The organism is Pseudomonas lurida, assembly GCF_013522705.1.
Classification (GTDB): Bacteria; Pseudomonadota; Gammaproteobacteria; order Pseudomonadales; family Pseudomonadaceae; genus Aquipseudomonas; species Aquipseudomonas quebecensis.
This window is the reverse complement of record NZ_JAAMRE010000039.1, coordinates 1-20,974: the sequence shown is the minus strand read 5'-3', so window position 1 is coordinate 20,974 and position 20,974 is coordinate 1. Positions and strand designations below refer to the sequence as shown.

Genomic DNA, 20,974 nt, shown 5'->3' with positions numbered 1-20,974 from the left:
GCGAGGTTTAAAAATGGCTAATCCGACGTGGCTGTACCTCGTCAAGGATGGCGAACAGAAGGTAACTGTTCGCTATATCGTCAAAGGCGTTGCGGTCAAAACTGAGGTTCTCGACCAGCGCCCGACCAACTTCGATAATTTCGAATGGTGCGGAACGTGGTATCGCCCTGCAGTGGTAATGGGGGTTGAAAAAGGCACTTTTGCTGTCGGTGGCGGGCTTATTGCTGCGCGCGCAGACGTGCACTTCTTGCCCCTGGAGGCCGAATGAAAAAGTCTCATGGCCCAGCATTCCGACGGGAGTTGAAGTTCATCGTCGAGTGCAACCTCTGCCACGGGAAGGGCGAAGTGCTCGGGCTTTTCCACTACCTCGAGTGCGATCACTGCCTGGGCTCTGGTTGGGTCTGCGGCCACACGCTCCAGACTCTTCCGTTGAGCGATGTAGTGCCGGTGCTGAATGCGCGGTTGAAAGACGCGCTCACCGAGATCGCCAGGGCTCGCCATGTTATCGGCGGTGCCCACGAGCAATACGAACAGAACAACCGCCGCGGCGCCGGCGGCACCAATTACACAGGGGATTGAGCCATGGCTATGTATAAGGACGTGATGGGTACCCTGGTGCGGGTGCTGGCAGCAGACAACATAGACAACAGCACCAAGCAGTCATGGCAAAAGTTGATCGACGCCGACCTTCGCCAGGGCGGCACCGGCAGCACGTTGTCCGTGCGCGACAAGTTCGATTACGACTGCTGCCTGTACGCGCTGCTTCATCGTCAACTCGATCCAGCGCAATGGGATGTGTTGGTGGCCAAGTACTCAACGCACAAGGCCAACAAGGTCGGTGCCATCGGCAGGCTGGTGGCCCGCATGGTTTCCCCGGCGCCACAGCTGTTCGTCTATAAGGCGCTGACAGCGTGGGCCATACCGAAGCTGAAAGGCGTGCAGATAGGGAAACGCTCCACAGATATGATCGTGCTGCCCGCCGAGTTTTACGACATGAACACCTGGGATCTTGCTGGCTCCCCGGAGCGGACGCGCCGCAACTGGCGCGGCGGAATCCACAAGCGTTTGGAGAAGCTGGAAGAGCAGGCTGTCATCCACGCGACCGAGATATTCGACAGTGAGCAAATCTTTGTAGATGCCGCTTGACCCATTGGCCGACTGGCCGTAAATTAACCCCATCATGTCGATCTTGCGCGTTATGAGAGACGACCCAAAATTCTGAGCCCCGCCACTGTGCGGGGCTTTTTCGTTTCTGGAGTATCGGATGGATCCTACTGACTTCGGCCCAGGCACGGCTACCTGGCTTGGCGGTAGTGCCACCGTCGCGCTTGGCGGCCTACTTTGGCTTCGCAAGTTCCTCTCGAAGGACGCCACCGATCGGGCGATGGATAACGCCGACATCGGCACCGTCAGGCGATTGAACGAACTACTGGACACTGAGCGTGCACGAGCGAACGCCGCCGAGGCACGCGCCGACCAGTTCGCCAAAGAGCGCAACGAGCTCGCTGCGGCGGTTGGACGGATGGAGGGCAAGATTGAGGCGCTCACCAGCCAGGTCGCGCAACTCACTGCAACGGTCACCTCGCAGAGCGATGAGATCGCCCGCCTGCGAACCAAGCTGGGAGGCGTCAACTGATGGACAGATGCGCAATCAACTTCATCGCCCGCCACTGGTGGAGGCGGGCTGAGGTTTGGGTAATCGCGCTGTTGCTGGTAGCCGGCGGATCCATCCTTGGATACCAGGCCGGTGTATGGTCAGCCAGCAGCGAGCAGACCAAGCAGCTTGCCGAAGTACGCGCCGCTTACGACGCCGCCCTGGGCAAGCGTGACCTTCGGCTGACCTCTTTGGCCGAGAAGACCCAGGACGCGGCGGTCAAGGTGCAAGAGGCATCGAACACGGCGGTCCAGGCGGCAGACACGGCGGCCAAGGCAGCTGATAAGGCCGATGAAGCGCTCAGTCGCGCTGCTCAATGATTCGGAGTTGGTGCGGTTATGCCTTTGAGACCGAAGAAACCATGCAACGCTCAGGGCTGCAATGCGCTGACCCGAAACGCTCGCTACTGCGATGACCATGCTGACATTGGAAAGAGTGCCGAGGCAAAGAGGCGTGAGAGGCAACGCGAAACCAGTGCGCAGCGCGGCTACAACTATAAGTGGCAGCAGGCAAGCAAAGGGTTCTTAGTCAAGCACCCCCTATGCGCGGAGCACGAGCGACGCGGTGAGGTTGCGGCTGCCACTGAGGTTGACCACATCGTGCCTCACAAGGGAGACATGGCCCTCTTCTGGGATCGCAGCAACTGGCAGTCGCTCTGCCACTCGTGCCACAGCCGCAAGACAGCGTCAGAGGACGGCGGTTGGGGCAATCCATCGAGAAATCGTGCGAATTGACCGACTGTGACGGGTTTATGAGGTTGATTCTCAATACCGGAGGGGGAGGGGCAAAAGTCTGGGGCTTTTGGTAGCTAGACCGTCCCCTTGGCCTTTTTCTTACACCCGCGAAATTAAAAATTCAGGAGTTGCGCGATGGGAGGCACCGCCACGGTCGCCGGCCGTGGTCGCAAACCCAAGCCAACGGCCAAAAAAGCACTCGCCGGAAACCCTGGCAAGCGCGCGCTGAACACAGCCGAGCCGCAGTTTTCCAAGATTACCCAGATCGATCCGCCTGAGTGGTTCACCCCTCGGGCCGCCACCATGTGGAACATGATTGTTCCGGAGCTGCTGCGCGAGAACGTGGTGGCGATCACGGACCTGCACAACGTCGAGGCCTTCTGTAGCGCCTACGACAACTGGAGGCTTGCGCAGGAATCGATACAGCTGCACGGCATCGTCGTTACCGGAGCCACCGGTGGACCGATGAAGAACCCCGCGCTTACCGCCGCGAACGAAACGATGCGCCAGATGGTGACGTTCGGTTCGATGCTGGGCCTGGACCCGGCCAGCCGCACGCGACTCATCGGCGGCAACAAGGAAAAAGAAACCAATGAATTCGCCAAACTACTGAGTAGCTGATGACCAAATCTGCCCATCCCAACGTCGACAAGGCGATGGCGTGGGGTCGGTCGTTGCTCCGCGGGAAGGTCCCGGCATGCCGCTACATACACCAGGCAGTGCAGCGCCACTTCGACGACCTGGCGGCCAGCCGTAAGCGCGGGTTCCGTTTCAAGTTCGACCCAGCGAAGGCAGAGAAAAAGCTCAAGCTGATGCAGCTGTTACCACACACCAAGGGTGAGTGGGCATTCAAGCGTCAGCTGATCACGCTCGAGCCTTGGCAGCTTTTTGGCCTGGCCGTGACATTCGGCTGGGTAAAGAAGAAGGGAGGGCACCGCCGGTTCCGTGAAAGCTACTGGGAAGTGCCCAGGAAGAACGGCAAATCGGTTGTTGCCGGAGGCGTGGGCATCAGCATGTTCGTCGCCGATGGCGAATTCGGTGCCGAAGTGTACGCCGGCGCGACCACTGAGAAGCAAGCCTGGGAGGTTTTCCGGCCCGCCAAGCTGATGGTCAGCAAGTCGCCGATGCTGATTCAGGCTGCCGGGATCGAGGTGAACGCCTCGAACATGAACATCCCGTCCGACTTCAGCCGCTTCGAGCCGCTGATCGGCAACCCTGGCGACGGTGCATCTCCAAGCTGCGCCATCGTCGACGAGTATCACGAACACCCAACTTCGGCCCAGTACGACACCATGCTCACAGGCATGGGCGCACGGCGTCAGCCGTTGATGTTCATCATCACCACCGCCGGCGCCGATATTGAGGGGCCGTGCTACGACAAGCGGCGCCAGGTCGTTGAGATGCTGGCCGGCACCGTACCGGACGAAGAGTTGTTCGGCTGGATCTGGACGCTGGACGAGGGAGACGACTGGACCGACCCGAAGATGTTGGCCAAGGCCAATCCGAACCACGGCGTCTCGGTGTTTCAGGAGTACCTGGAAAGTCAGCAGGCCAGGGCCATTCGTTCGGCGCGCTTCGCCAACACGTTCAAAACCAAGCACCTCAACCTTTGGGTGAGCGCCAAGTCCGGCTTCTACAACATGGAAAGCTGGAAGGCATGTGAAGACACGTCGCTGACCCTGGAGCAGTTCGAGGGGCAGGAGTGGATTGCCGGTTTCGACTTAGCGCGCAAGCTCGATATGAACTCGAGGGCCAGGTTGTTCTGGCGGGTGGTCGATGGCAAGAACCACTACTACAGCATTGCGCCGAAGTTCTGGGTTCCGTACGACACTGCCTTCAATACCGATAACAAGCGAATGGCTGAGCGCTTCCAGGCCTGGATTCACTCCAAGCATCTGGATGTGACCGACGGGGCAGAGGTCGACTACCGCGAGATCCTCGAGGACACCAAGGAGGCGAACCACCAAGCCCCGGTTCGCGAGTGTCCGATTGACCCTCATGGTGCGACAGGCCTGAGTCATGACCTTGATGACCAGGGTTTTGAGCCGATCACGATCACGCAAAACTACACCAACATGTCCGACCCCATGAAGGAGTTGGAGGCCGCCATTGAAGCGGGCCGGTTTCATCACGACGGCAATCCGATCATGACCTGGTGTGTCGGCAACGTGATTGGCAAGAACCTGCCGGGCAACGACGACGTCGTTCGCCCCATCAAGCAGGGCGATGACAACAAGATCGACGGCGCTGTCGCGCTGATCATGGCCATAGGTCGGGTGCTGGCGAATGCGGGCGAGCCTGATACGAGTGGCTTCTACGAAAATCCAATTATGGTAGGCATTTGATGGCGCGCGAAAAGAAGCCTGGACGGGTCAGATCGGCCCTGCAAAGCTGGCTCGGCGTGCCCGTAGGCCTGAACGATAAGGCGTTCTGGCAAGAATGGTTCGGCACTTCCGCGAGCGGCCAGGTTGTCACGGTCGACAAGGCGCTGCAGCTATCGGCTGTGTGGTCGTGCGTGCGGTTGCTTTCGGAGACAGTTTCCACTCTGCCTCTGCGGTTGTATGAGCGTGGCGCGGACGGCAGTCGTATCGCCGCCACGAGCCACCCGCTCTACGACATCCTCACGAAACGTCCGAACGCAGAAATGACGCCGGGTCGCTTCATGCTTATGGTGGTGGCCAGCATCTGCCTGCGCGGGAATGCCTTCGTCGAGAAGAAGCGCATCGGTGCGCGGATCGTTGCGCTGAACCCGTTGCTGCCGCAGCTTATGACGGTAAAGCGCCTTGATACGGGGCGCCTCCAGTACACCTATACGCTCGACGGAAAGCCCAGGGTAATCTCTGAGGGTGACCTCATGCATATCCGCGGCTTCGGCCTGGATGGGGTCTGCGGGATGCTCCCTGTCTCTACCGGGAAGGAGATCATGGGTGCCGCAATTTCTGCTGAAGAGGCGGCGGCGAAGGTATTTGCCCAAGGCATGCAGGCATCGGGGATATTGAGCAGCGACACCGCTCTCAAGCCCGAGCAGCGCGAGCAGCTTCGAGCCAGCCTGCAGGCCTTCATGGGTTCTAAGAACGCCGGCAAGATCATGGTGGCCGAGGCAGGGTTGAAGTACCAGGGCATCACCATGAACCCCGAGGCGGCTCAGATGCTTGAGTCCCGAGCCTATGGTATTGAGGAGGTTTGCCGGTGGTTCCGGGTGCCCCCGTTCATGGTCGGGCACATGGACAAGCAGAGCAGCTGGGCATCCAGCGTTGAGGGCCAGAACCTGCAGTTCCTCACCAACTGCCTCCGGCCCCTGCTGGAAAACATTGAGCAGGAAATCGGCCGGTGTCTGCTGGACCGTGATGATCGCTATTTCGCCGAGTTCGCCGTCGAAGGCCTGCTCCGCGCCGACAGCCAGGGCAGGGCCAGCTATTACAACATCTGCTTGCAGAATGGATGGATGAGCCGCAATGAGGTCCGTCGGCTGGAGAACCTCCCGCCGATTCCCGGTGGCGACGTGTACACCGTGCAATCGAACCTGTTGCCCATTGAGCAGCTTGGCCAGGGGGCGGATAGCGGCGAAAGGGTCAGGTCTGCACTGTCCGACTGGCTAAACCCAACTGATAAAGGCCGTTCCACCGGCAGATCTGGAGAATAACCCATGACAATTCGTAGCCTTCCGGCAGCTCCGGTGGGTCGCCCGTGCGCGGGTGTTTCCTTCGATCTGATGCCACAGGCATTGGAGCGTTGGAACTCGACCATCCAGGCTGCTGATGGCGATGCCAAGAACACTATTTCCATGCTCGACGCGATCGGCTTCGATCCCTGGTCCGGTGAAGGCGTTACCGCCAAGTGGATCTCGGCCGCGCTGCGCAGCATGGACGGCGCTGACGTGACGGTGAACATGAACTCCCCAGGCGGGGACATGTTCGAGGGCCTGGCGATCTACAACATTCTCAGGGAGTACAAGGGGCATGTGACAGTGAAGGTGCTGGGCCTAGCCGCCTCTGCGGCCTCAATCATCGCCATGGCTGCCGACGACCTACAGGTCGCGCGTTCTGGCTTCCTGATGATCCACAACGGCTGGACCATCGCCGCCGGAAACCGCCACCAGTTCCGCGAAGTGGCCGACATGATGGAGCCGTTCGACGCGGCCATGGGCGATATCTACTCTGCCCGCACTGGCGGCGATCTCAAGGCTATGCAGGCCCTGATGGATGCCGAGACTTGGATCGGTGGATCCGCGGCGGTTGACCAGGGTTTTGCCGATTCGCTGCTCGATTCCGATTCGATCAAGGAGGGCGGGAAGACTCAGGCAAGCCTAGTAGCCGCCCGAAAACTTGATCTGCTGCTTGCCAAGCAGGGCATGCCCCGCAGTGAGCGCCGATCCCTGATTCAAGAAATCAAGTCTGGCACGCCTTGCGCTGCCGGGCCCGGTACGCAAGACGCTGCCGACACGCTGGCCAATCTGGCCGAACCGATAGCCGATCTGGAACGAGCTCTCGCTCGTTTCTCGGCAGCCGCTACCAAATAGAGGAAATTCAATATGTCCGAACAAGCCCAACTGCTTGCGAAAATGAGTGCCGAGCTGGAAAAGGCTTCCAGCGAATTCAGCGCCAAGGCCGAATCCGCCTTGGGCGAGGCCAAGAAGGCCGGCACCCTTTCCGCAGAAACCAAGGCTGCCGTCGACGAGATGGCCCTGAAGTTCAATACCCTCACTGAAGCTGAGAAGCAACTCAAGGCTCAACTCGGCGAACTGGAGCAGGAGTTCGCCCGAATTCCAACCCAGGCAGCTGCCGCTCAGCGCGAAACCCTTGGCGGCACCGTGATCAAAAGCGAAGCTCTTGCCGAGTTCGCGAAGAGCATCCAAGGCAACCGCCGCGTCAGCGTCCCCGTACACGCCGCTTTGCTCAGCACCGGAGTTGCTGAAGGCGTTGTTGAGCCTCAGCGCTTGCCAGGTATCGACGTGATGCCGAAGCAGCGACTGTTCATCCGTGATCTCATCGCACCGGGGCGCACCACGTCCCCTGCGATCTTCTGGGTGCAACAGACCGGCTTTACCAACGCCGCGCGCGTTGTCGCTGAAAACACCCAGAAACCGTACAGCGACATCCAGTTCAATACCAAGATCACGCCGGTTACCACTATCGCGCACATGTTCAAGGCTTCGAAGCAGATCCTGGATGACTTCGCACAGCTGCAATCGACCATCGACGCAGAAATGCGCTACGGCCTGAAATACGCGGAAGAGTCGGAGATTCTGTTCGGCGACGGCACTGGTGTGCACCTGCACGGAATCGTGCCGCAGGCCGAAGCTTATTCGGCAGCATTCCAGCCTGACGCCATGACTCAGATCGACCAACTGCGTCTGGCCATGCTCCAGTCGCAGCTGGCGCGCTTGCCGGCCAGCGGGCACGTGCTCCACTTCACCGACTGGGCGAAGATCGAGCTGACCAAGGACACCCTGGGTCGCTACATCATAGGCAACCCGCTGAGCCTCGCCGGCCCAACTCTGTGGGGTTTGCCTGTTGTTGCAACCGAACTGGCAGCGTTCCTGGGCAAGTTCCTGACCGGTGCTTTCCAGACAGGCGCACAGATCTTCGACCGCGAGGACGCCAACGTGGTGATCTCCACCGAAAACGCCGATGACTTCGAGAAGAACATGATCTCGATCCGTTGCGAAGAGCGTCTGGCGCTGGCTGTTAAGCGTCCGGAAGCGTTCATCTACGGCACCTTCGCCACTCCAACCCCTTGATATATCGGGGCCGCCTGAGTGGCGGCCCTTCGGAGGCTGACATGAAATTGAAGACCCTCAAGCCGCTGTATCTCGGTGGCCGAACTTTGGTTGAAGGCACCTCGTTTTTAACTGGTGAGCAGCACGGCCGGCAGTTATTGCAGAAAGGCTATGCCGAGCCAGACGAAGGCAAGGATGAGGCCTTGGTGGATCTGACTGACACAGAAGCTGAAACCGCCCCAATGACTTCCACTAGTTTGGCCGCTACTCAAAAGTCTGCACCCAAGGCAAACGCCACCGACAAGAAAAAGGCTGATTAAGCATGAGCGTGATCGATATCGAGTTGGCCATGAAGCACTTGCGCGCTGAAAGCGAAGACCGGGACTTGGTGCAATCCCAGTTGGATGGTGCTGAGGCGGCAGCGATGGCGTACTTGAATCGTTCGTTCTTTGTTGATCAAGCCGCCCTTGATTTAGCGAAGGCTACAACTTTCCAGCGCACCCAGGCAGCGCGTGCTGTCTATCGGGCCGCCTTGGTTCAGGCCGACGCTCCAGAAAATGCCGAGGATCGCGGCAGGCTGCGAGAGCTGGCTCGCAAAGTGCTGGTGCAAACCTTCGAGATTATCGACATGGACGAGTTCGGGATGGTCACCAACAAAGCGATCGAGGCGGCCTGCCTGCTGAAGCTTGGACACCTCTACGCCAACCGTGAAGAGGTTGTAGTGGGAACTACTGGGACCGAGCTACCGCTGACCAGCAAATCGTTGCTGGCGCCGTACCGTATCGGCATGGGGGTCTGATGAGAGCCGGCCCATTGCGTCATCGATGCACCATGTTCAAACCGGTCCTGACGAAAAATAAAACGGGCGGCTTCGACACTTCATGGGTGGAGCTCGTAAAACTTTGGTGTGAGATCACCATGCCGACCGGGCGGACCGCACCAGTCGCTGAGCAGTTGAAGGCGGTGGTGGCCGCTGAGATACGCATCAGACCGCGCGCGGACGCAGTGGCCGGGAACCGGCTGGTGCACACCGCAAATGGAATCGCCACCACATACCTGATCGAAGCTGCGCTCCCAAACAACGAGCGCGACATGCTTCGACTGCTCTGTTCAAACGTACCCAATCCATAGAGGTAAATTATGAAAGTTGTTGCCCTGGGAACCCTGTCTGGCGCCACTGGTGACCGAGAGAAGGGTGATGAGTTTGTGGTCGATGCCAAACTCGGCGCCGATCTTGTTGCGCGCGGCCTGGTAGCACCAGCACCCGAAGCAGCGCCCGCCGCTGAAAAGCCGGCCAAGCCCAAGGAGTAGGCCATGGCCGCCCGTCGATCGCGCATGTCCGGTGATTTCAAGTTGCGCCGCACGCTGCGCAACATCCACGCGACCATGGATAACGAGCTGGCGCCGGTAATGCGCGACAGTGCCGAGCGGATTCTCTCCACGATGAAAAGCCTGATCCCGAAAGATACGGGCGCCGCCGCCGCCGCTCTGACGGTTTTTGTTTCGCAAAGTGGCCTCGACGCCCAGATCGGTATCAGGGGCAAGAAGAACAAGCAGCGTTTCTTCTACATGCGGTTTGTCGAATACGGGACCAAGGGATACACCGGCAACAAGCGTGCCGGCGGCAGAGCTCGCCGACCGACGAATAAGGCCGACGGCTCAAACTTCTTCGGCAAGTATCCGGATATTCCGGCGAGGCCTGCGCATCCATGGCTTCGACCTGCGAAGGACGTGAACCGGGAATATGTGATTGCCAATATCCAGGCGGCAATAGGCCGGACACTCAGCAAGGCAAGCAAGGGACTATCTAATGGCTGATCCGTCTGTTGCGCTGCAGGAGGCGCTTTACGCTCGGTTACTGGCTGAGGTGTCGTGCCCTGTCTACGACGGCGCGCCCATGAACTCGCCTATGCCATACGTTTCGTTTGATCGAGAGATATCCACAAACATCTCGCCCATTGCCGGCCGGAAGCGCGAGCAGCGGCTGATCTACCTGTCGGTCTGGTCTGACGCCCATGGCCAGGCCGAGGTGAAGCGCATCCTCGGCGAGGTTGTTGCTGCTCTGGACGAGCGCCGCCTGCCGTTGACCGTCGGGCGTGCTGTATCGGTCCGCGTCGAGCAGGCCGACGCCCAGCGCGATGCTGATGGCGTCACGTATCAAGGATCGGTAACGGTGCGCGTCATCACCACCCACTAATCCCAACACCCGGCCGCACCGCGGCTTTATCCAATGTGCCCTTGGAGGATCCCCCATGGCCGAAGACAACCTCAATACAGCCGCCGGCTGCCGTATCGGTATCGGCAGCAAGAACGGCGCAGACACTGAAGCGCTCTACAAGGCGGATACCTACGTCGATATCGGCGAGGTGGAAGACCTGGGTGAGTTCGGTGATACGTTCAGCTCCGTGACTTTCACCTCGCTGCGCGATGGCCGCGTGCGCAAGTATAAGGGCACGGCGGACGCCGGAGACCTCACCCTGGCCGTAGGCCTGGACAACGGCGACCTGGGCCAGGCAAAGCTGAAGATCGCTCACCGCGACCGTAGCAAGGGCGATTACAACATCAAGATCACCCTGAACGACGGCGATCCTGATGCCACCCCGGCAATCCTGCCTACCACGTTCTACCTGCGTGGCAAGGTGATGAACAACACAGTCGCCGCCGGCGCTGCTGACAACGTGGTTCGCCGCAACGTCACCATCGGCATCAACTCCGACATCCTGGAAATCCTCCCGGCTGCCGCCGCCTAACCTGCGGGGCTCCGGCCCCGAACCCCAAGGATTCGACAAATGAGCAAGACCCTTTACGGAACGGTCGGCATCAAGCTTGGCGACGAGACTTACACCTTGACCCCGACGCTTGGCGCTGTCCGCGCGATCGAGGCGCACTTCGGAGGGCTGCGCGGGGCGTCTCAGGCTATCAATGCGCTGAGCATCGAAGGTTGTGCGGTTATCATCGCCGGCGGTGCTGGCTTGACAGGCAAGGCGGCCGGGGCTGTCGCTGAGCAGGTCTGGCTGGCGGGCGTGGTGGACGTTTCTGTGCAGCTGAACGCTTACCTGGTGGCGCTGTACAACCCGAAAGGCCCTGACGCGGGAAAGGAAAAGCCGGCGGCGGCGTAAGTGCTGTCGAGAACGGCAGCTACGTCGACCGGCTCTATGCGGTAGCCACCGGCTGGCTGGGTTGGCCGCCGGAGCTGGCCTGGTCCACTCCGATACCCGAACTGTTCCTGGCCATGGATGCCAAGATCGAGTGGGCGCAGATGACCAACCCCTTCGGCACTGGCAAGACAAAGGCCAAGACCGAGAAGCCTACGGCGTCTACCGTGGCGGATAAGCTGCGCCACGCTCTGACCGGTAGGCAGACAGCTTGAGCCATATTGTTTCTGGTAGATTGCGCTCTCAAATGGAGAGGTAGCAACGTAATGAAAAAGGTACTCACTTTAATAGCGGTATGCCTGCTGGTAGCCTGCAGTACATACGGCAAGCCTGTTACTCAAGCCCAACTTGACCAAATCAAACCGGGCGTAACAACCAAACAGGACTTGCTTAGCAGTTTTGGCAAGCCTTTGGTTACCGCGCGAAACTCTGATGGAACGCAAGTTATGTCTTGGGGTTATGCAAAGGTCGGTTTCGCTGGCTCCAGTTACACCAACCAAGCATTGAGTGTTGTGTTGGACTCCACCGGCAAGGTGGCGAGCTTCACCACTACAGATACCGCGAACCCGTAATCCGCTTTAGAAATAGAAAACGAAGAGCCCAGCCACGTGCTGGGTTTTTTTTGCCTGGAGAAAAGTATGGCCGACACTGACGTACACGGGATGCTGGTGCGCATTGAAGCGACGACGCAACAGCTGCGCAGTGAGCTGAACCGTGCTGATAACGCTGTCGGCAACGCAAGTAAGAAAATCGACGGTAACCTGGGCGTAGTGGACCGTGCCTTTAATCGCATGGGGTTATCCGCAGAACAAGCTGGAAAGCTCGCCGGCACTGCGGTCGCCAGCCTGGTCACTGGCGCCGCCGCTGCCGGCGCCGCCTCCCTGGCAATGCTCAAGCAGACCGCAGAGGCGACAGCCGAGACGCAGCGCTGGGCCAAGTCCCTTGGGATGAACACTCGGTCACTCCAGGAGTGGCAGTACGCCGCCGAGCGCGCCGGTCTATCCGGCGACAACATGGCCGATATCTTCAAGGACATTGGAGACAAGATCGGTGACGTGCTGATCACCAACGGCGGTGAGGCGGTAGACGCGCTGAACAAGCTAGGGCTTTCGGCCAAGGCGCTTGCCACGCTCACACCCGACCAGCAACTGCTGGCGATCGCCAAAGGCTTGGAGAGCGTCGGCACTCAGGCTGAGAAGATCAACATCCTTGAAAGCCTTGGCAACGACCTATCGCGGATGCTGCCCTTGCTGGACAACAACGCCGAGGGCTTCCGCAAGCTGGCGAAGCAGGCCGGCGACTACGGCATTGCAATGGACCAGAAGCAGATCGACGCTCTTGTGAAGACCTACGATCTGCTGAAGGATATGGAAGACCAAGCCAAGGGTCTCAAAAACGAGTTCGCTGCCGGTCTGGCCAGCGTTGATATCAGTCCCTTGCAAGACTCGATGGATTCACTGCACGCCATTGTCACTGATCCCGAGTTTCAGCAGGGCATGACCGACCTGGCGGCGATGGTGCTCAAAATAACGGGTGCTGCCGCTCAGGGCATAGCCCGCCTCCCGGCGGACGTGCAAAGCCTGATCAACCAGTACCAGGTGCTCAAAGCATCGGCGTTCGGCTCCGACAAGGACCGCCACCTGGCTGGCGTAGCCAAGCAGCAGGAACTGGTCGACAACCTGGCCGCTTACAACAATGCATCCGGGCCACTGGGAAAGATTGCTACTGACCCGTCGCTGTACGTTGGTGACGCTCTGCTGAACAAGGACTGGAAGGCCGCCCAGCGCGAGGCCGAGGCCAAGCTGGACCAGTACAAGCGCTACACCAAGCAAATGGGGTGGGATGACGGCAAGTCGGAAACACCAGAGACGCCTGCGACCGTACTTCCAGCCACCAGCATCACCGGCTTGCTGGGCAAAAACGGTCCGGATAAAGCCGCTGAGGCCGCGCAGAAGGCACTGGACAACGCCTTCAAGACGACTGAGGAAGGCTACAAGCGGCAGATTGCGCTGATCAACACCACGGGCGACAAGCAGAAAGACGCCACCGAGGTAATGAAGCTTTCGTTCGAGCTGCAGGAGGGCAAGCTCGGCAACCTGAGCGAAGCGCGCAAGAAGGAACTCATGGGGTTGGCCGCCGAGCTCGATAAGCTCAAAGAGATCCAGAAAGCTAATGAGGACGCCCTCAAGCTGACGGCGTTCAAGAACGCGCAAGCGTTGGCCACTCAAACCACAAAGGACGGGTTTGATCAGGAACTTGCCGGCGTCGGGATGGGCGACAAGGCCCGTGACCGGATGCGTGCTGACCTGGCAATGCGCCAAAAATATGCAGCTGATGTGGCTAACCTTGAGGAGCAGCACAACACCGGTCAAATAGGAGACTCGCTATACGCGAAGGAAACGGCGGTCCTCAAGCGCGAGTACGACAAGCGTTTGCAAGATCAGCAGAACTTTTATGCTGCCACTGATGAGCAGCAAGCCAATTGGATGAACGGCGTCAACGAAGCGTGGGCGAACTACGCAGACGCGGCGAGGAACTATTCTGCCCAGGCCGCAGACCTCACTAACACAGCGCTACAGCAAGGCACCAGTGGTCTCGGCACGTTCTTCTCGGACGTGGCCAGTGGCGCAGAGGATGCCGGGGACGCCCTGGGTGACATGGTCGGTAACTTCGCCAAGTCAATGCTTAATGCTCTCAGTGATATGGCAGCCCAGTGGCTGATCTACCAAGGTGTGCAACTATTGGTGGGTAAGACCACCCAGGCGGGCGCCGCGACGACATTGGGTGCGAATGCTGCGGCGATGTCGCTCCAGGCGGGGCTCAACGCGTACGCGTCAACGGCCGCTATCCCGATCATCGGGCCAGCGGCTGCGCCTGCCGCGATGGCTACAGCACTGACCGTCACCGGCCCTCTTGCGCAAGCGGTGGGCATGACTGCCCTCTCGGGTATGGCGCACGACGGTATCGACTCGGTTCCAGAAGACGGCAGCTGGTTCCTGCAAAAGGGCGAGCGGGTGACCACTGCTCAAACCAGCGCGAAACTGGATGCAATGCTGTCCAGGATCGACAACAGCCTGAGCGGTGCCCAGCCCTATGCGCAGATCGGCGCTGGCAGCCTGGAGTCAGTTGGTAATGGACGTGCTGCCATGGTCGACTCCGGCGGGGCATCAAGCGCGCCTACTGGCGGCCCCGTTCAGATTGTCTATAGCCCTCAGGTAACAGTTCAGGCTCAACCAGGGATGAGCGACCAGGATGCTCGACGCCAAGGAGAGGCGATGGAAGCGGGGCAGGAGGCTCAGTTCAGGAGATTCCTCCAACGTGAAATGGGGCAGAACGGTCTGCTGTGGAGGCGTTGATGGCTGAGACATTTGATTTTGACGTTGAGGCTGGGGCAGACGGCGATGTCAGTCAGCGCACATGGGAGAACCAGTTCGGCGATGGCATGGCCCAGGCGGGGGGGATTGGTATCAACACCAAGAGCCAAGTCTGGAACCTGGTGCACACCGGCGAAGACTACCCCGGCGAAGAGTTGCCGGAGTTGATCAAGTTCCTCGATCGACACGAAGGCTACAAGGCCTTCCGCTACTCGCCGCCCGGGGAACCGGAAGGCTGGTACAGAACCAACGGCTACAAGAAGAAAGCGCTGGGCGCGAACATCTACACCGTCACCTTCTCGGTGAAGCAGGTTTTCAACCCTAGACCCTAACCCTTATCAAGCCCCGCCCTGTGCGGGGCTTCTTGTTTGTGGGGCCCCATGATTTACAACTCCGATCTTCAAAAGCTGGAGCCTGGCAATCAAATCAGGCTTTACGAACTGGACGCCACACGCCTGGGCGCCACTATCTGGCGCTTCCACGGGCACGCCCATGAGGGCGACATCATCTGGCAGGGCCAGCTGTATTCGCCTTTGCAGATCGAGGCCAAGGGGTTCGATATTCGCGGTGACGGCCGGCCGGCCACGCCGACGCTCCAGGTCGACGATGAGCTCGGCGGCGTGCGCGGCGCAATCACCGCCCTGTGCTTCCAGTTCCGCGACCTGGCTGGATGCCGGGTCAAGGTCATTGAGACATTCCGTCACTTCCTGGATGCGGCCAACTTCCCCGAGGGCAACCCGGATGCCAGCAACCAGAGCAGGACGAACCTCTGGTTTATCGAGCAGAAGACAGAGGCGCTGCCCAGCATCTCTGTCACGTTTTCGCTGTCGAGCCCGACGGACATGGAAGGGCAGATGTTGCCTTCCCAGCAGATCACCAAGCTTTGCCGGTGGGCGTGCCGCGGCGGGTATCGGCAGGAGGCCTGTGCCTATACCGGCAGCGCGATGTTCGACAAAAAGAACCAACCTACCGACAACCCGGCGCTGGACCGGTGCGGCGGCTGGTGGAGCAGCTGCAAGATCCGAGGCAACACCCGCCGCTTTGGTGGGTCCATGGGCGCGAGCCTTATCGCACGATCGAGGTGACCATGCGCATCAACAAAACACTGCAGGACGAGATCCGCGCGCACGCTGAGCGTGTCTACCCGGCAGAAGCCTGCGGCGTGCTGATCAAGTCGGCCGCCGGTAGGGAGTACGTGCCCTGCTCGAACCTCGCCACGACGCCGCGCGAACACTTCCAGATCGACCACAAGGACATGGCTGCCGCCGAGGATCGCGGTGACGTGCTGGCGATCATCCACAGCCACCCTGACAAGGCGCCCACGCCGAGTATGGCGGACCGGGTCAGCTGCGAATTGCACGAATTGCCCTGGGGCATCGTGGGCTGGCCCGGCGGGGACTTCGAGTGGTTCAAGCCAGCGGGCTTCCAGGCGCCACTGCTGGGCCGTGATTTCTCCCATGGTCTGCTGGACTGCTGGGCAGCATGTCGCGACTGGTACGCGCGCGAGGCTGGCCTGGATCTGCCGAACTTCGAGCGCACCGACCTGTGGTGGGAGAAGAAAGACGGCCCAAGCCTCTACGAAGACAACTTCGCGGCGGTCGGCTTCTACCAGGTGAGCGAGGCGCAGCGGGGCGACATGCTGGTGTTGCAGGTTCCAACACCGGGCCGGGAATGCTATTTCCCCAACCACGCCGCGATCTATCTGGGTGATGACCCGTCGCTGGCCAGTGAACCTGCACCGGTCCTGGGCGGCTTTGGACCGTTCATTTATCACCACATGGCCGGCCGCCTGGCGGCGCGCGAGATCTACGGCTGGTCGCTGGCCAACCGCGTTCGGCTGATACTCCGGCACAAGGACTACCGCCCATGACAATGCGCACCATCAAGCTCGGCGGGGTGCTGGGCAAGAAGTTTGGCAAGGAATACCGGCTCGACCTGCACGGCATCCACGACGCAACAACAGCGCTCTGCATGATGAAGCCCGGTTTCGAGAAGTTCATGCGCAGCGCCGAAGAGCGCGGCATGGTTTTCGCTGTGTTTGTCGACGAGCGAAATATAGGCCTTGAAGAGCTCGGGATGGTTGGTCGGACCGAAGGCGATATCCGCATCCAGCCAATTATCCAGGGAAGTAAGCAGGCCGGCCTGTTCCAGACCATCCTCGGGGTGGCGCTGATTGTGGGTGGCCTGTTCACCGGCGGCACGTCGTCTGCCCTTGGCATGGGCCTGTTGGCTGCGGGTGCGGCGGTCGGCCTGGGCGGAATGGTGCAGATGCTTTCGCCGGCCACGAACGTATCCACGGACAACCAAAACGACGACGGCAACAACCCAAGCTACGGTTTCGGCGGCGCCGTCACCACCATCGCCCAGGGCAACCCATACCCGTTGCTGTACGGAGAGCGCGAGATCGGTGGCGCGGTGGAGTCGGGTGGGGTCTACACCCAAGACAACATCTGATCCAACCAACACCACAACCCGCTTCGGCGGGTTTTTGCATTCTGGAGGGCGCATGAGCGCAGTAGCAAAGAAGGCGCCCCGCGCGATCACTCCCAAGCGCCGCGCCGTGCACGGCGGCAAGGGCGGCCAGGCCAAAGAGAAAAAGCCGAGCATTGCCCTGAACAGCGTGCCGTCGATTTCCACCGCGCGCATCGTCTACATGTGGAGCTGGGGCCCCATCGTCGGTCCGGTGAATGGGCTGCGTTCGGTCAAGTTGGACGGGACGCCCATTCAGGGCGAGGACGGTACGCTCAACTACCCGAGCGTGAAATGGCAGTTCCGCAGCGGCGAGCTCAACCAGGAGCGGCTGGAAGGAATCACCGAGGCCAGCAACGAGATCGACGTAAAGCAGGAGTTGATCTTCGGCACGCCCTGGCTGCACACCGTGACCAACCAGGTGGCCGACGCGATCCGCCTGCGCCTGAGCTGGCCAGCCCTGCGAAGCCAGGACGCGTCCGGCAATATCAATGGCGTGCGAATCGATTACGCCGTGGATATCGCAACTGACGGCGGGCCGTACGTCGAGGCCTTAGTGTCGTTCGTTGATCGCAAGAACGTCACCGAGTACGAGCGTGCGCACCGGCTGGAACTGCCAGACGGCAACCGCTGGACGATTCGAGTTCGCCGGCTGACGCCGAACGCCAATTCGGATTTGGTGGCCGATCAGATGGTGGTAAAGGCCATCGCTGAGGTAGTCGACAGCGACCAGGAATACCCGCTTACCGCCGTCAGCGCGATCGAGTACGACGCCCAGACATTCGGCGGCGATATCGCCAAGATTGCGGTATTGATGCGCGGCCGCATCGTTCGCGTGCCGAGCAACTATGACGCCTCGACGCGCACTTATGCGACGTCGGGCACCGGTACCAGCAACGGCATCTGGGACGGTACATTCAAAGAGGCCTACACCAACAACCCGGCATGGGTCTTTTACGACTTGGTGCTGCACCCGTACTACGGCCTGGGCGATCGCATCGATGCCACGATGGTTGATCGCTGGTCGCTTTATCGCATTGCGCAGCACTGCGATCAGATGGTGCCGGACGGCAAAGGCGGCATGGAGCCACGCTTCACCTGCAACCTGTACCTGCAGAAGCAGGCCGAGGCCTACGCCGTGTTGCAGGACCTGGCATCGATCTTTCACGGTCTGGCTTACTGGGATGGAAGCCAGATCGTGGTCAATGCGGATATGCCGGGCGACCCGGTCTACACCTACAACCAGACCCAAATCCTGAACAACGGCGCCGTCAAGTACGAGGGCACGCGCGCGCGTGATCGCCACACGCTGTACATGGTGGCCTGGGACAACCCTGACCAGGGCTTCGAAACCGACAAGGAACCGGTGTTCGACGATGAGGCAATGGTTGAGTTGGGCGGTATCGTTCGCGAGACGTCTGTGAGCGCTATCGCGTGCACATCGCAGGGCCAGGCGCAGCGCGCCGGCCAGTGGGCTGCCCTTACGGAGAAGCTCCAAACACAAGGCGGTGTGTTCCGTGTCGGCTTGGATGGCGGCATTCCAAAGCCTGGGCAGGTCATCGCCGTGGCAGACCCGATGTTGGTGGGCAGAAACAACGGCGGGCGCATCTCAGCGTCCGCCGGCCGCGTGGTTACGCTTGATCGGGATACGGTTGTGCCCGTTGGCGCGCGCTTAATGGTCAACCTACCCAGTGGGAAATCTGAGGCCCGTGTTGTGAAGTCCGTAGCCGGCCGAGATGTCACCGTCATGGCAGATTTCAGTGAGCAGCCGTTGCCAGAAAGCGGCTGGATCCTCGATTACGAAGACCTAAAGCTGATGCAGTTTTACGTCCGCAACGTCACGCGGCCGGAGTGGCACCAGTACCAGCTCGAGGTAATCCAACACGACCCGAGCAAGTTTCCGGCGATCGATAACGGTGCCGTGGTGGATACCCGGCCAATCACCGGCATCCCCGTGGGCACGCAGGATGCTCCGGCGCGCGTGATGCTGAGCCAGCACGTCGTGATAGAGCAGGGTATCGCCGTCACGGTTATGTCTATCGCCTGGGATGCAGCGCCGGGTGCGGTCGCTTATGACGTCGAGTGGAAGTGGGGCGCGCGCGAATGGATGACGGTACCGCAAACCGCCGAGCTAATGGTCGACGTGCGCGGAATCTACTCGGGTCAGTACATGGCGAGAGTCAGGGCGGTAAGCGCGCTCAACGTTTCGTCGATCCCGAAAACCTCAGTCCTGACCAATCTGGAAGGGAAAACCGGGGCGCCGCCGGCGGTGTCGTTCCTGACCACCACCAGCCTGGTCTATGGCATCGGTATCCAGTGGGGATTTCCACCAGGTGCCGAAGACACCCAGCGGACGGAACTCTGGTACAGCCAATCGGCGGACCTGACGACTGCGATCAAGCTTAGCGACTTCAGCTATCCGCAGGCGAAGCACGAGATGCACGCGCTGTTGCCTGGTGCAAGCCTGTTCTTCTGGGCTCGCCTGGTGGACAGGACCGGCAACGTCGGCCCTTTCTTCCCGGTACCTGGCGCCGTCAATGGCCAAGCCAGCACCAACGAGAGCGACTATGACGCGTACTACGCCGAGAAGATCGGCAAGGGCGCTCTGTACCCAGGCCTGCGCGCAGAGATCGAGCTGATCACCGGCGACGGTCCAGGCTCTGTAAATGAACGCCTCGAGGAAGCCAAGCAGGAACTGGAAGACCTGATCCAGCAAGTGACCGATGCGCTCGCTTACGACCCGGCCAAGCCCTATCTTAAGGGCGACATAGTCCGGCTTGATCAACGTCTCTACCAAGCAAAAGGTCCGGTGCCCGTGGGAGAGGCGCCGCCCGACGCAGACTATTGGACCGACATCGGCACCATCCTGGAAACAGCGAACGCGCTGGCATCCCAGGTGCAGATCATCGAGACGAAGATCGGGGAACTCGACGGCCAAATCGTGGCTACTGCTACCTCGGTGGAGGCGCTGCGCTCCGCTGCTCGTGGTGGTGACGGCGCCGGCGAACTTGCCGACGCGATCAAAGGGTGGACGTCCACGGCAGATCTTGCCGTTGAGCGTAAAACCCGAGCTAGTGAAAACGACGCGATGGCCCAGCAACTGCTTAGCCTGGGTGCTCAGGTTGGCGAAAACAAGTCGTCGCTGACCGTCCTGGAGCAGGTGGTAGCCAGCAACCGCGAGACGTCGGCCACGCAGATCACCCAGCTTAAAAGCGATCTTTCTGCTGTTGATCAGAAGGCGACCGGCAATGCCCAGGCGATCACAAGCTTGGATTCGAAAGTCACGAACCTGGACGGAAAGATCACGTCGCAGGCTTCGAGCAATGAGGCGCTGCGTGCTTCTGTCCGCGGTGACAACGGCTCAGGCGATCTGGCGGGGGCCATTAAGGCGTGGGAATCGACCGCGGCTATCAGCACTGAGAAGCGGGTGCGAGCATCTGAAATCGAGGCGCAGGCCAAGGTATCGGAAACGCTGCAGTCGAGTATCGGGCAGACAAGTGCGTCCGTGCAGGCGGTGAGCGAGACAGTCGTCCGTCTGGACGGCAGAGTTTCGGCACAGACCACCATGAAGGCCCAGACAATCGTGGATGGGAGGAAGGTGGTGTCGGGGCTAGCGTTTGGATCGAATGGAGAGCAGTCGGAATTCTTGATCTTCGCTCAGCGCTTTGCGGTGGTGAACGAGGTGAGCGGAAAGGTTGACCCGATGTTCGTCATCGAGAACGGCCAAGCTGTGTTCAACACGGCGATCATCAGTAAGGCGATCATTCAGGAAATCATCCTGGGCATGGTGCTTCGCTCGCCGGCGGTGGATTCGAAAGGCCGACCGCTGCTGGAAATCAACATTCCGGCAGGCACGTTTACCCTCCGTA

The 20,974-nt window shown here is 60.3% G+C and carries 27 protein-coding genes; all 27 read left to right on the top strand.

What is annotated here, in order from left to right:
* Positions 1 to 13 precede the first annotated feature (13 nt).
* The gene (locus G7025_RS24730; protein ID WP_181081639.1) at positions 14 to 268 is read left to right on the top strand and encodes a hypothetical protein; all 255 of its coding nucleotides are present in this window, start codon (positions 14 to 16) and stop codon (positions 266 to 268) included.
* Positions 265 to 579, top strand: coding sequence for a hypothetical protein (locus G7025_RS24725; RefSeq protein WP_181081638.1), 315 nt, complete (start codon positions 265 to 267; stop codon positions 577 to 579). Before G7025_RS24730 ends, G7025_RS24725 begins: the two co-directional genes overlap by 4 nt.
* 3 nt (positions 580 to 582) lie before the next feature.
* On the top strand, positions 583 to 1,146 hold the full coding sequence (locus tag G7025_RS24720; RefSeq protein ID WP_181081637.1) for a hypothetical protein: 564 nt from the start codon (positions 583 to 585) through the stop codon (positions 1,144 to 1,146).
* Positions 1,147 to 1,264: 118 nt separating this feature from the next.
* Positions 1,265 to 1,636 carry a chemotaxis protein gene (locus G7025_RS24715; protein WP_181081636.1) on the top strand — a complete coding sequence of 124 codons (372 nt, stop codon included), beginning with the start codon at positions 1,265 to 1,267 and terminating at the stop codon, positions 1,634 to 1,636.
* Positions 1,636 to 1,974: a hypothetical protein gene (locus G7025_RS24710; RefSeq protein ID WP_181081635.1), complete on the top strand. Its 339-nt coding sequence runs from the start codon at positions 1,636 to 1,638 to the stop codon at positions 1,972 to 1,974. The genes G7025_RS24715 and G7025_RS24710 overlap by 1 nt, the downstream gene beginning before the upstream one ends.
* An 18-nt stretch (positions 1,975 to 1,992) precedes the next feature.
* Positions 1,993 to 2,388: an HNH endonuclease gene (locus G7025_RS24705; protein ID WP_181081634.1), complete on the top strand. Its 396-nt coding sequence runs from the start codon at positions 1,993 to 1,995 to the stop codon at positions 2,386 to 2,388.
* A 135-nt stretch (positions 2,389 to 2,523) separates the two neighbouring features.
* Complete coding sequence (locus G7025_RS24700; protein ID WP_181081633.1) at positions 2,524 to 3,009, top strand: phage terminase small subunit P27 family; 486 nt, start codon at positions 2,524 to 2,526, stop codon at positions 3,007 to 3,009.
* A complete protein-coding gene (locus G7025_RS24695; protein WP_181081632.1) occupies positions 3,009 to 4,733 on the top strand; it encodes a terminase large subunit in 1,725 nt (574 codons plus the stop codon). The genes G7025_RS24700 and G7025_RS24695 overlap by 1 nt, the downstream gene beginning before the upstream one ends.
* The gene (locus G7025_RS24690) at positions 4,733 to 6,031 is read left to right on the top strand and encodes a phage portal protein (protein ID WP_181081631.1); all 1,299 of its coding nucleotides are present in this window, start codon (positions 4,733 to 4,735) and stop codon (positions 6,029 to 6,031) included. The genes G7025_RS24695 and G7025_RS24690 overlap by 1 nt, the downstream gene beginning before the upstream one ends.
* Before the next feature lie 3 nt (positions 6,032 to 6,034).
* Positions 6,035 to 6,907 carry a head maturation protease, ClpP-related gene (locus G7025_RS24685; protein ID WP_181081630.1) on the top strand — a complete coding sequence of 291 codons (873 nt, stop codon included), beginning with the start codon at positions 6,035 to 6,037 and terminating at the stop codon, positions 6,905 to 6,907.
* Between the two features lie 12 nt (positions 6,908 to 6,919).
* Positions 6,920 to 8,128 (top strand): phage major capsid protein, encoded by a 1,209-nt coding sequence (locus G7025_RS24680; RefSeq protein ID WP_181081629.1) that lies wholly within the window; start codon positions 6,920 to 6,922, stop codon positions 8,126 to 8,128.
* A 41-nt stretch (positions 8,129 to 8,169) separates the two neighbouring features.
* Positions 8,170 to 8,427 (top strand): hypothetical protein, encoded by a 258-nt coding sequence (locus tag G7025_RS24675; protein ID WP_181081628.1) that lies wholly within the window; start codon positions 8,170 to 8,172, stop codon positions 8,425 to 8,427.
* A gap of 2 nt (positions 8,428 to 8,429) precedes the next feature.
* Complete coding sequence (locus G7025_RS24670; protein ID WP_181081627.1) at positions 8,430 to 8,906, top strand: head-tail connector protein; 477 nt, start codon at positions 8,430 to 8,432, stop codon at positions 8,904 to 8,906.
* The gene (locus tag G7025_RS24665; protein ID WP_181081626.1) at positions 8,906 to 9,238 is read left to right on the top strand and encodes a head-tail adaptor protein; all 333 of its coding nucleotides are present in this window, start codon (positions 8,906 to 8,908) and stop codon (positions 9,236 to 9,238) included. Before G7025_RS24670 ends, G7025_RS24665 begins: the two co-directional genes overlap by 1 nt.
* 9 nt (positions 9,239 to 9,247) lie before the next feature.
* A complete protein-coding gene (locus G7025_RS24660) occupies positions 9,248 to 9,418 on the top strand; it encodes a hypothetical protein (protein ID WP_181081625.1) in 171 nt (56 codons plus the stop codon).
* A gap of 3 nt (positions 9,419 to 9,421) precedes the next feature.
* Positions 9,422 to 9,925, top strand: a complete 504-nt coding sequence (locus G7025_RS24655) for an HK97-gp10 family putative phage morphogenesis protein (protein ID WP_181081624.1) — start codon at positions 9,422 to 9,424, stop codon at positions 9,923 to 9,925.
* On the top strand, positions 9,918 to 10,304 hold the full coding sequence (locus G7025_RS24650) for a DUF3168 domain-containing protein (protein WP_181081623.1): 387 nt from the start codon (positions 9,918 to 9,920) through the stop codon (positions 10,302 to 10,304). Before G7025_RS24655 ends, G7025_RS24650 begins: the two co-directional genes overlap by 8 nt.
* Positions 10,305 to 10,359: 55 nt before the next feature.
* Positions 10,360 to 10,857 carry a hypothetical protein gene (locus G7025_RS24645; protein WP_181081622.1) on the top strand — a complete coding sequence of 166 codons (498 nt, stop codon included), beginning with the start codon at positions 10,360 to 10,362 and terminating at the stop codon, positions 10,855 to 10,857.
* Positions 10,858 to 10,896: 39 nt separating this feature from the next.
* Positions 10,897 to 11,226 carry a hypothetical protein gene (locus tag G7025_RS24640; protein WP_181081621.1) on the top strand — a complete coding sequence of 110 codons (330 nt, stop codon included), beginning with the start codon at positions 10,897 to 10,899 and terminating at the stop codon, positions 11,224 to 11,226.
* A gap of 56 nt (positions 11,227 to 11,282) precedes the next feature.
* Positions 11,283 to 11,477: a hypothetical protein gene (locus tag G7025_RS26900; RefSeq protein WP_258197734.1), complete on the top strand. Its 195-nt coding sequence runs from the start codon at positions 11,283 to 11,285 to the stop codon at positions 11,475 to 11,477.
* Between the two features lie 51 nt (positions 11,478 to 11,528).
* Positions 11,529 to 11,834, top strand: coding sequence for an outer membrane protein assembly factor BamE (locus G7025_RS24635; RefSeq protein ID WP_181081620.1), 306 nt, complete (start codon positions 11,529 to 11,531; stop codon positions 11,832 to 11,834).
* A gap of 66 nt (positions 11,835 to 11,900) precedes the next feature.
* Positions 11,901 to 14,618 carry a phage tail tape measure C-terminal domain-containing protein gene (locus G7025_RS24630; protein WP_181081619.1) on the top strand — a complete coding sequence of 906 codons (2,718 nt, stop codon included), beginning with the start codon at positions 11,901 to 11,903 and terminating at the stop codon, positions 14,616 to 14,618.
* Positions 14,618 to 14,968, top strand: a complete 351-nt coding sequence (locus tag G7025_RS24625) for a phage tail protein (RefSeq protein WP_181081618.1) — start codon at positions 14,618 to 14,620, stop codon at positions 14,966 to 14,968. The genes G7025_RS24630 and G7025_RS24625 overlap by 1 nt, the downstream gene beginning before the upstream one ends.
* Before the next feature lie 48 nt (positions 14,969 to 15,016).
* A complete protein-coding gene (locus G7025_RS24620; RefSeq protein ID WP_181081617.1) occupies positions 15,017 to 15,721 on the top strand; it encodes a phage minor tail protein L in 705 nt (234 codons plus the stop codon).
* Positions 15,722 to 15,723: 2 nt separating this feature from the next.
* Positions 15,724 to 16,506, top strand: coding sequence for a C40 family peptidase (locus tag G7025_RS24615; RefSeq protein WP_181081616.1), 783 nt, complete (start codon positions 15,724 to 15,726; stop codon positions 16,504 to 16,506).
* The gene (locus G7025_RS24610; RefSeq protein ID WP_181081615.1) at positions 16,503 to 17,090 is read left to right on the top strand and encodes a tail assembly protein; all 588 of its coding nucleotides are present in this window, start codon (positions 16,503 to 16,505) and stop codon (positions 17,088 to 17,090) included. Before G7025_RS24615 ends, G7025_RS24610 begins: the two co-directional genes overlap by 4 nt.
* A 52-nt stretch (positions 17,091 to 17,142) precedes the next feature.
* Positions 17,143 to 20,974 (top strand): TipJ family phage tail tip protein (gene gpJ / locus G7025_RS24605; RefSeq protein WP_181081614.1); only part of this gene is annotated, 3,832 nt, incomplete at its 3' end.

Coding starts and splice junctions, on each gene's coding strand:
- G7025_RS24730 (WP_181081639.1), top strand. CDS start 14: ATGGCTAATCCGACGTGGCTGTACCTCGTCAAGGATGGCGAACAGAAG.
- G7025_RS24725 (WP_181081638.1), top strand. CDS start 265: ATGAAAAAGTCTCATGGCCCAGCATTCCGACGGGAGTTGAAGTTCATC.
- G7025_RS24720 (WP_181081637.1), top strand. CDS start 583: ATGGCTATGTATAAGGACGTGATGGGTACCCTGGTGCGGGTGCTGGCA.
- G7025_RS24715 (WP_181081636.1), top strand. CDS start 1,265: ATGGATCCTACTGACTTCGGCCCAGGCACGGCTACCTGGCTTGGCGGT.
- G7025_RS24710 (WP_181081635.1), top strand. CDS start 1,636: ATGGACAGATGCGCAATCAACTTCATCGCCCGCCACTGGTGGAGGCGG.
- G7025_RS24705 (WP_181081634.1), top strand. CDS start 1,993: ATGCCTTTGAGACCGAAGAAACCATGCAACGCTCAGGGCTGCAATGCG.
- G7025_RS24700 (WP_181081633.1), top strand. CDS start 2,524: ATGGGAGGCACCGCCACGGTCGCCGGCCGTGGTCGCAAACCCAAGCCA.
- G7025_RS24695 (WP_181081632.1), top strand. CDS start 3,009: ATGACCAAATCTGCCCATCCCAACGTCGACAAGGCGATGGCGTGGGGT.
- G7025_RS24690 (WP_181081631.1), top strand. CDS start 4,733: ATGGCGCGCGAAAAGAAGCCTGGACGGGTCAGATCGGCCCTGCAAAGC.
- G7025_RS24685 (WP_181081630.1), top strand. CDS start 6,035: ATGACAATTCGTAGCCTTCCGGCAGCTCCGGTGGGTCGCCCGTGCGCG.
- G7025_RS24680 (WP_181081629.1), top strand. CDS start 6,920: ATGTCCGAACAAGCCCAACTGCTTGCGAAAATGAGTGCCGAGCTGGAA.
- G7025_RS24675 (WP_181081628.1), top strand. CDS start 8,170: ATGAAATTGAAGACCCTCAAGCCGCTGTATCTCGGTGGCCGAACTTTG.
- G7025_RS24670 (WP_181081627.1), top strand. CDS start 8,430: ATGAGCGTGATCGATATCGAGTTGGCCATGAAGCACTTGCGCGCTGAA.
- G7025_RS24665 (WP_181081626.1), top strand. CDS start 8,906: ATGAGAGCCGGCCCATTGCGTCATCGATGCACCATGTTCAAACCGGTC.
- G7025_RS24660 (WP_181081625.1), top strand. CDS start 9,248: ATGAAAGTTGTTGCCCTGGGAACCCTGTCTGGCGCCACTGGTGACCGA.
- G7025_RS24655 (WP_181081624.1), top strand. CDS start 9,422: ATGGCCGCCCGTCGATCGCGCATGTCCGGTGATTTCAAGTTGCGCCGC.
- G7025_RS24650 (WP_181081623.1), top strand. CDS start 9,918: ATGGCTGATCCGTCTGTTGCGCTGCAGGAGGCGCTTTACGCTCGGTTA.
- G7025_RS24645 (WP_181081622.1), top strand. CDS start 10,360: ATGGCCGAAGACAACCTCAATACAGCCGCCGGCTGCCGTATCGGTATC.
- G7025_RS24640 (WP_181081621.1), top strand. CDS start 10,897: ATGAGCAAGACCCTTTACGGAACGGTCGGCATCAAGCTTGGCGACGAG.
- G7025_RS24635 (WP_181081620.1), top strand. CDS start 11,529: ATGAAAAAGGTACTCACTTTAATAGCGGTATGCCTGCTGGTAGCCTGC.
- G7025_RS24630 (WP_181081619.1), top strand. CDS start 11,901: ATGGCCGACACTGACGTACACGGGATGCTGGTGCGCATTGAAGCGACG.
- G7025_RS24625 (WP_181081618.1), top strand. CDS start 14,618: ATGGCTGAGACATTTGATTTTGACGTTGAGGCTGGGGCAGACGGCGAT.
- G7025_RS24620 (WP_181081617.1), top strand. CDS start 15,017: ATGATTTACAACTCCGATCTTCAAAAGCTGGAGCCTGGCAATCAAATC.
- G7025_RS24615 (WP_181081616.1), top strand. CDS start 15,724: ATGCGCATCAACAAAACACTGCAGGACGAGATCCGCGCGCACGCTGAG.
- G7025_RS24610 (WP_181081615.1), top strand. CDS start 16,503: ATGACAATGCGCACCATCAAGCTCGGCGGGGTGCTGGGCAAGAAGTTT.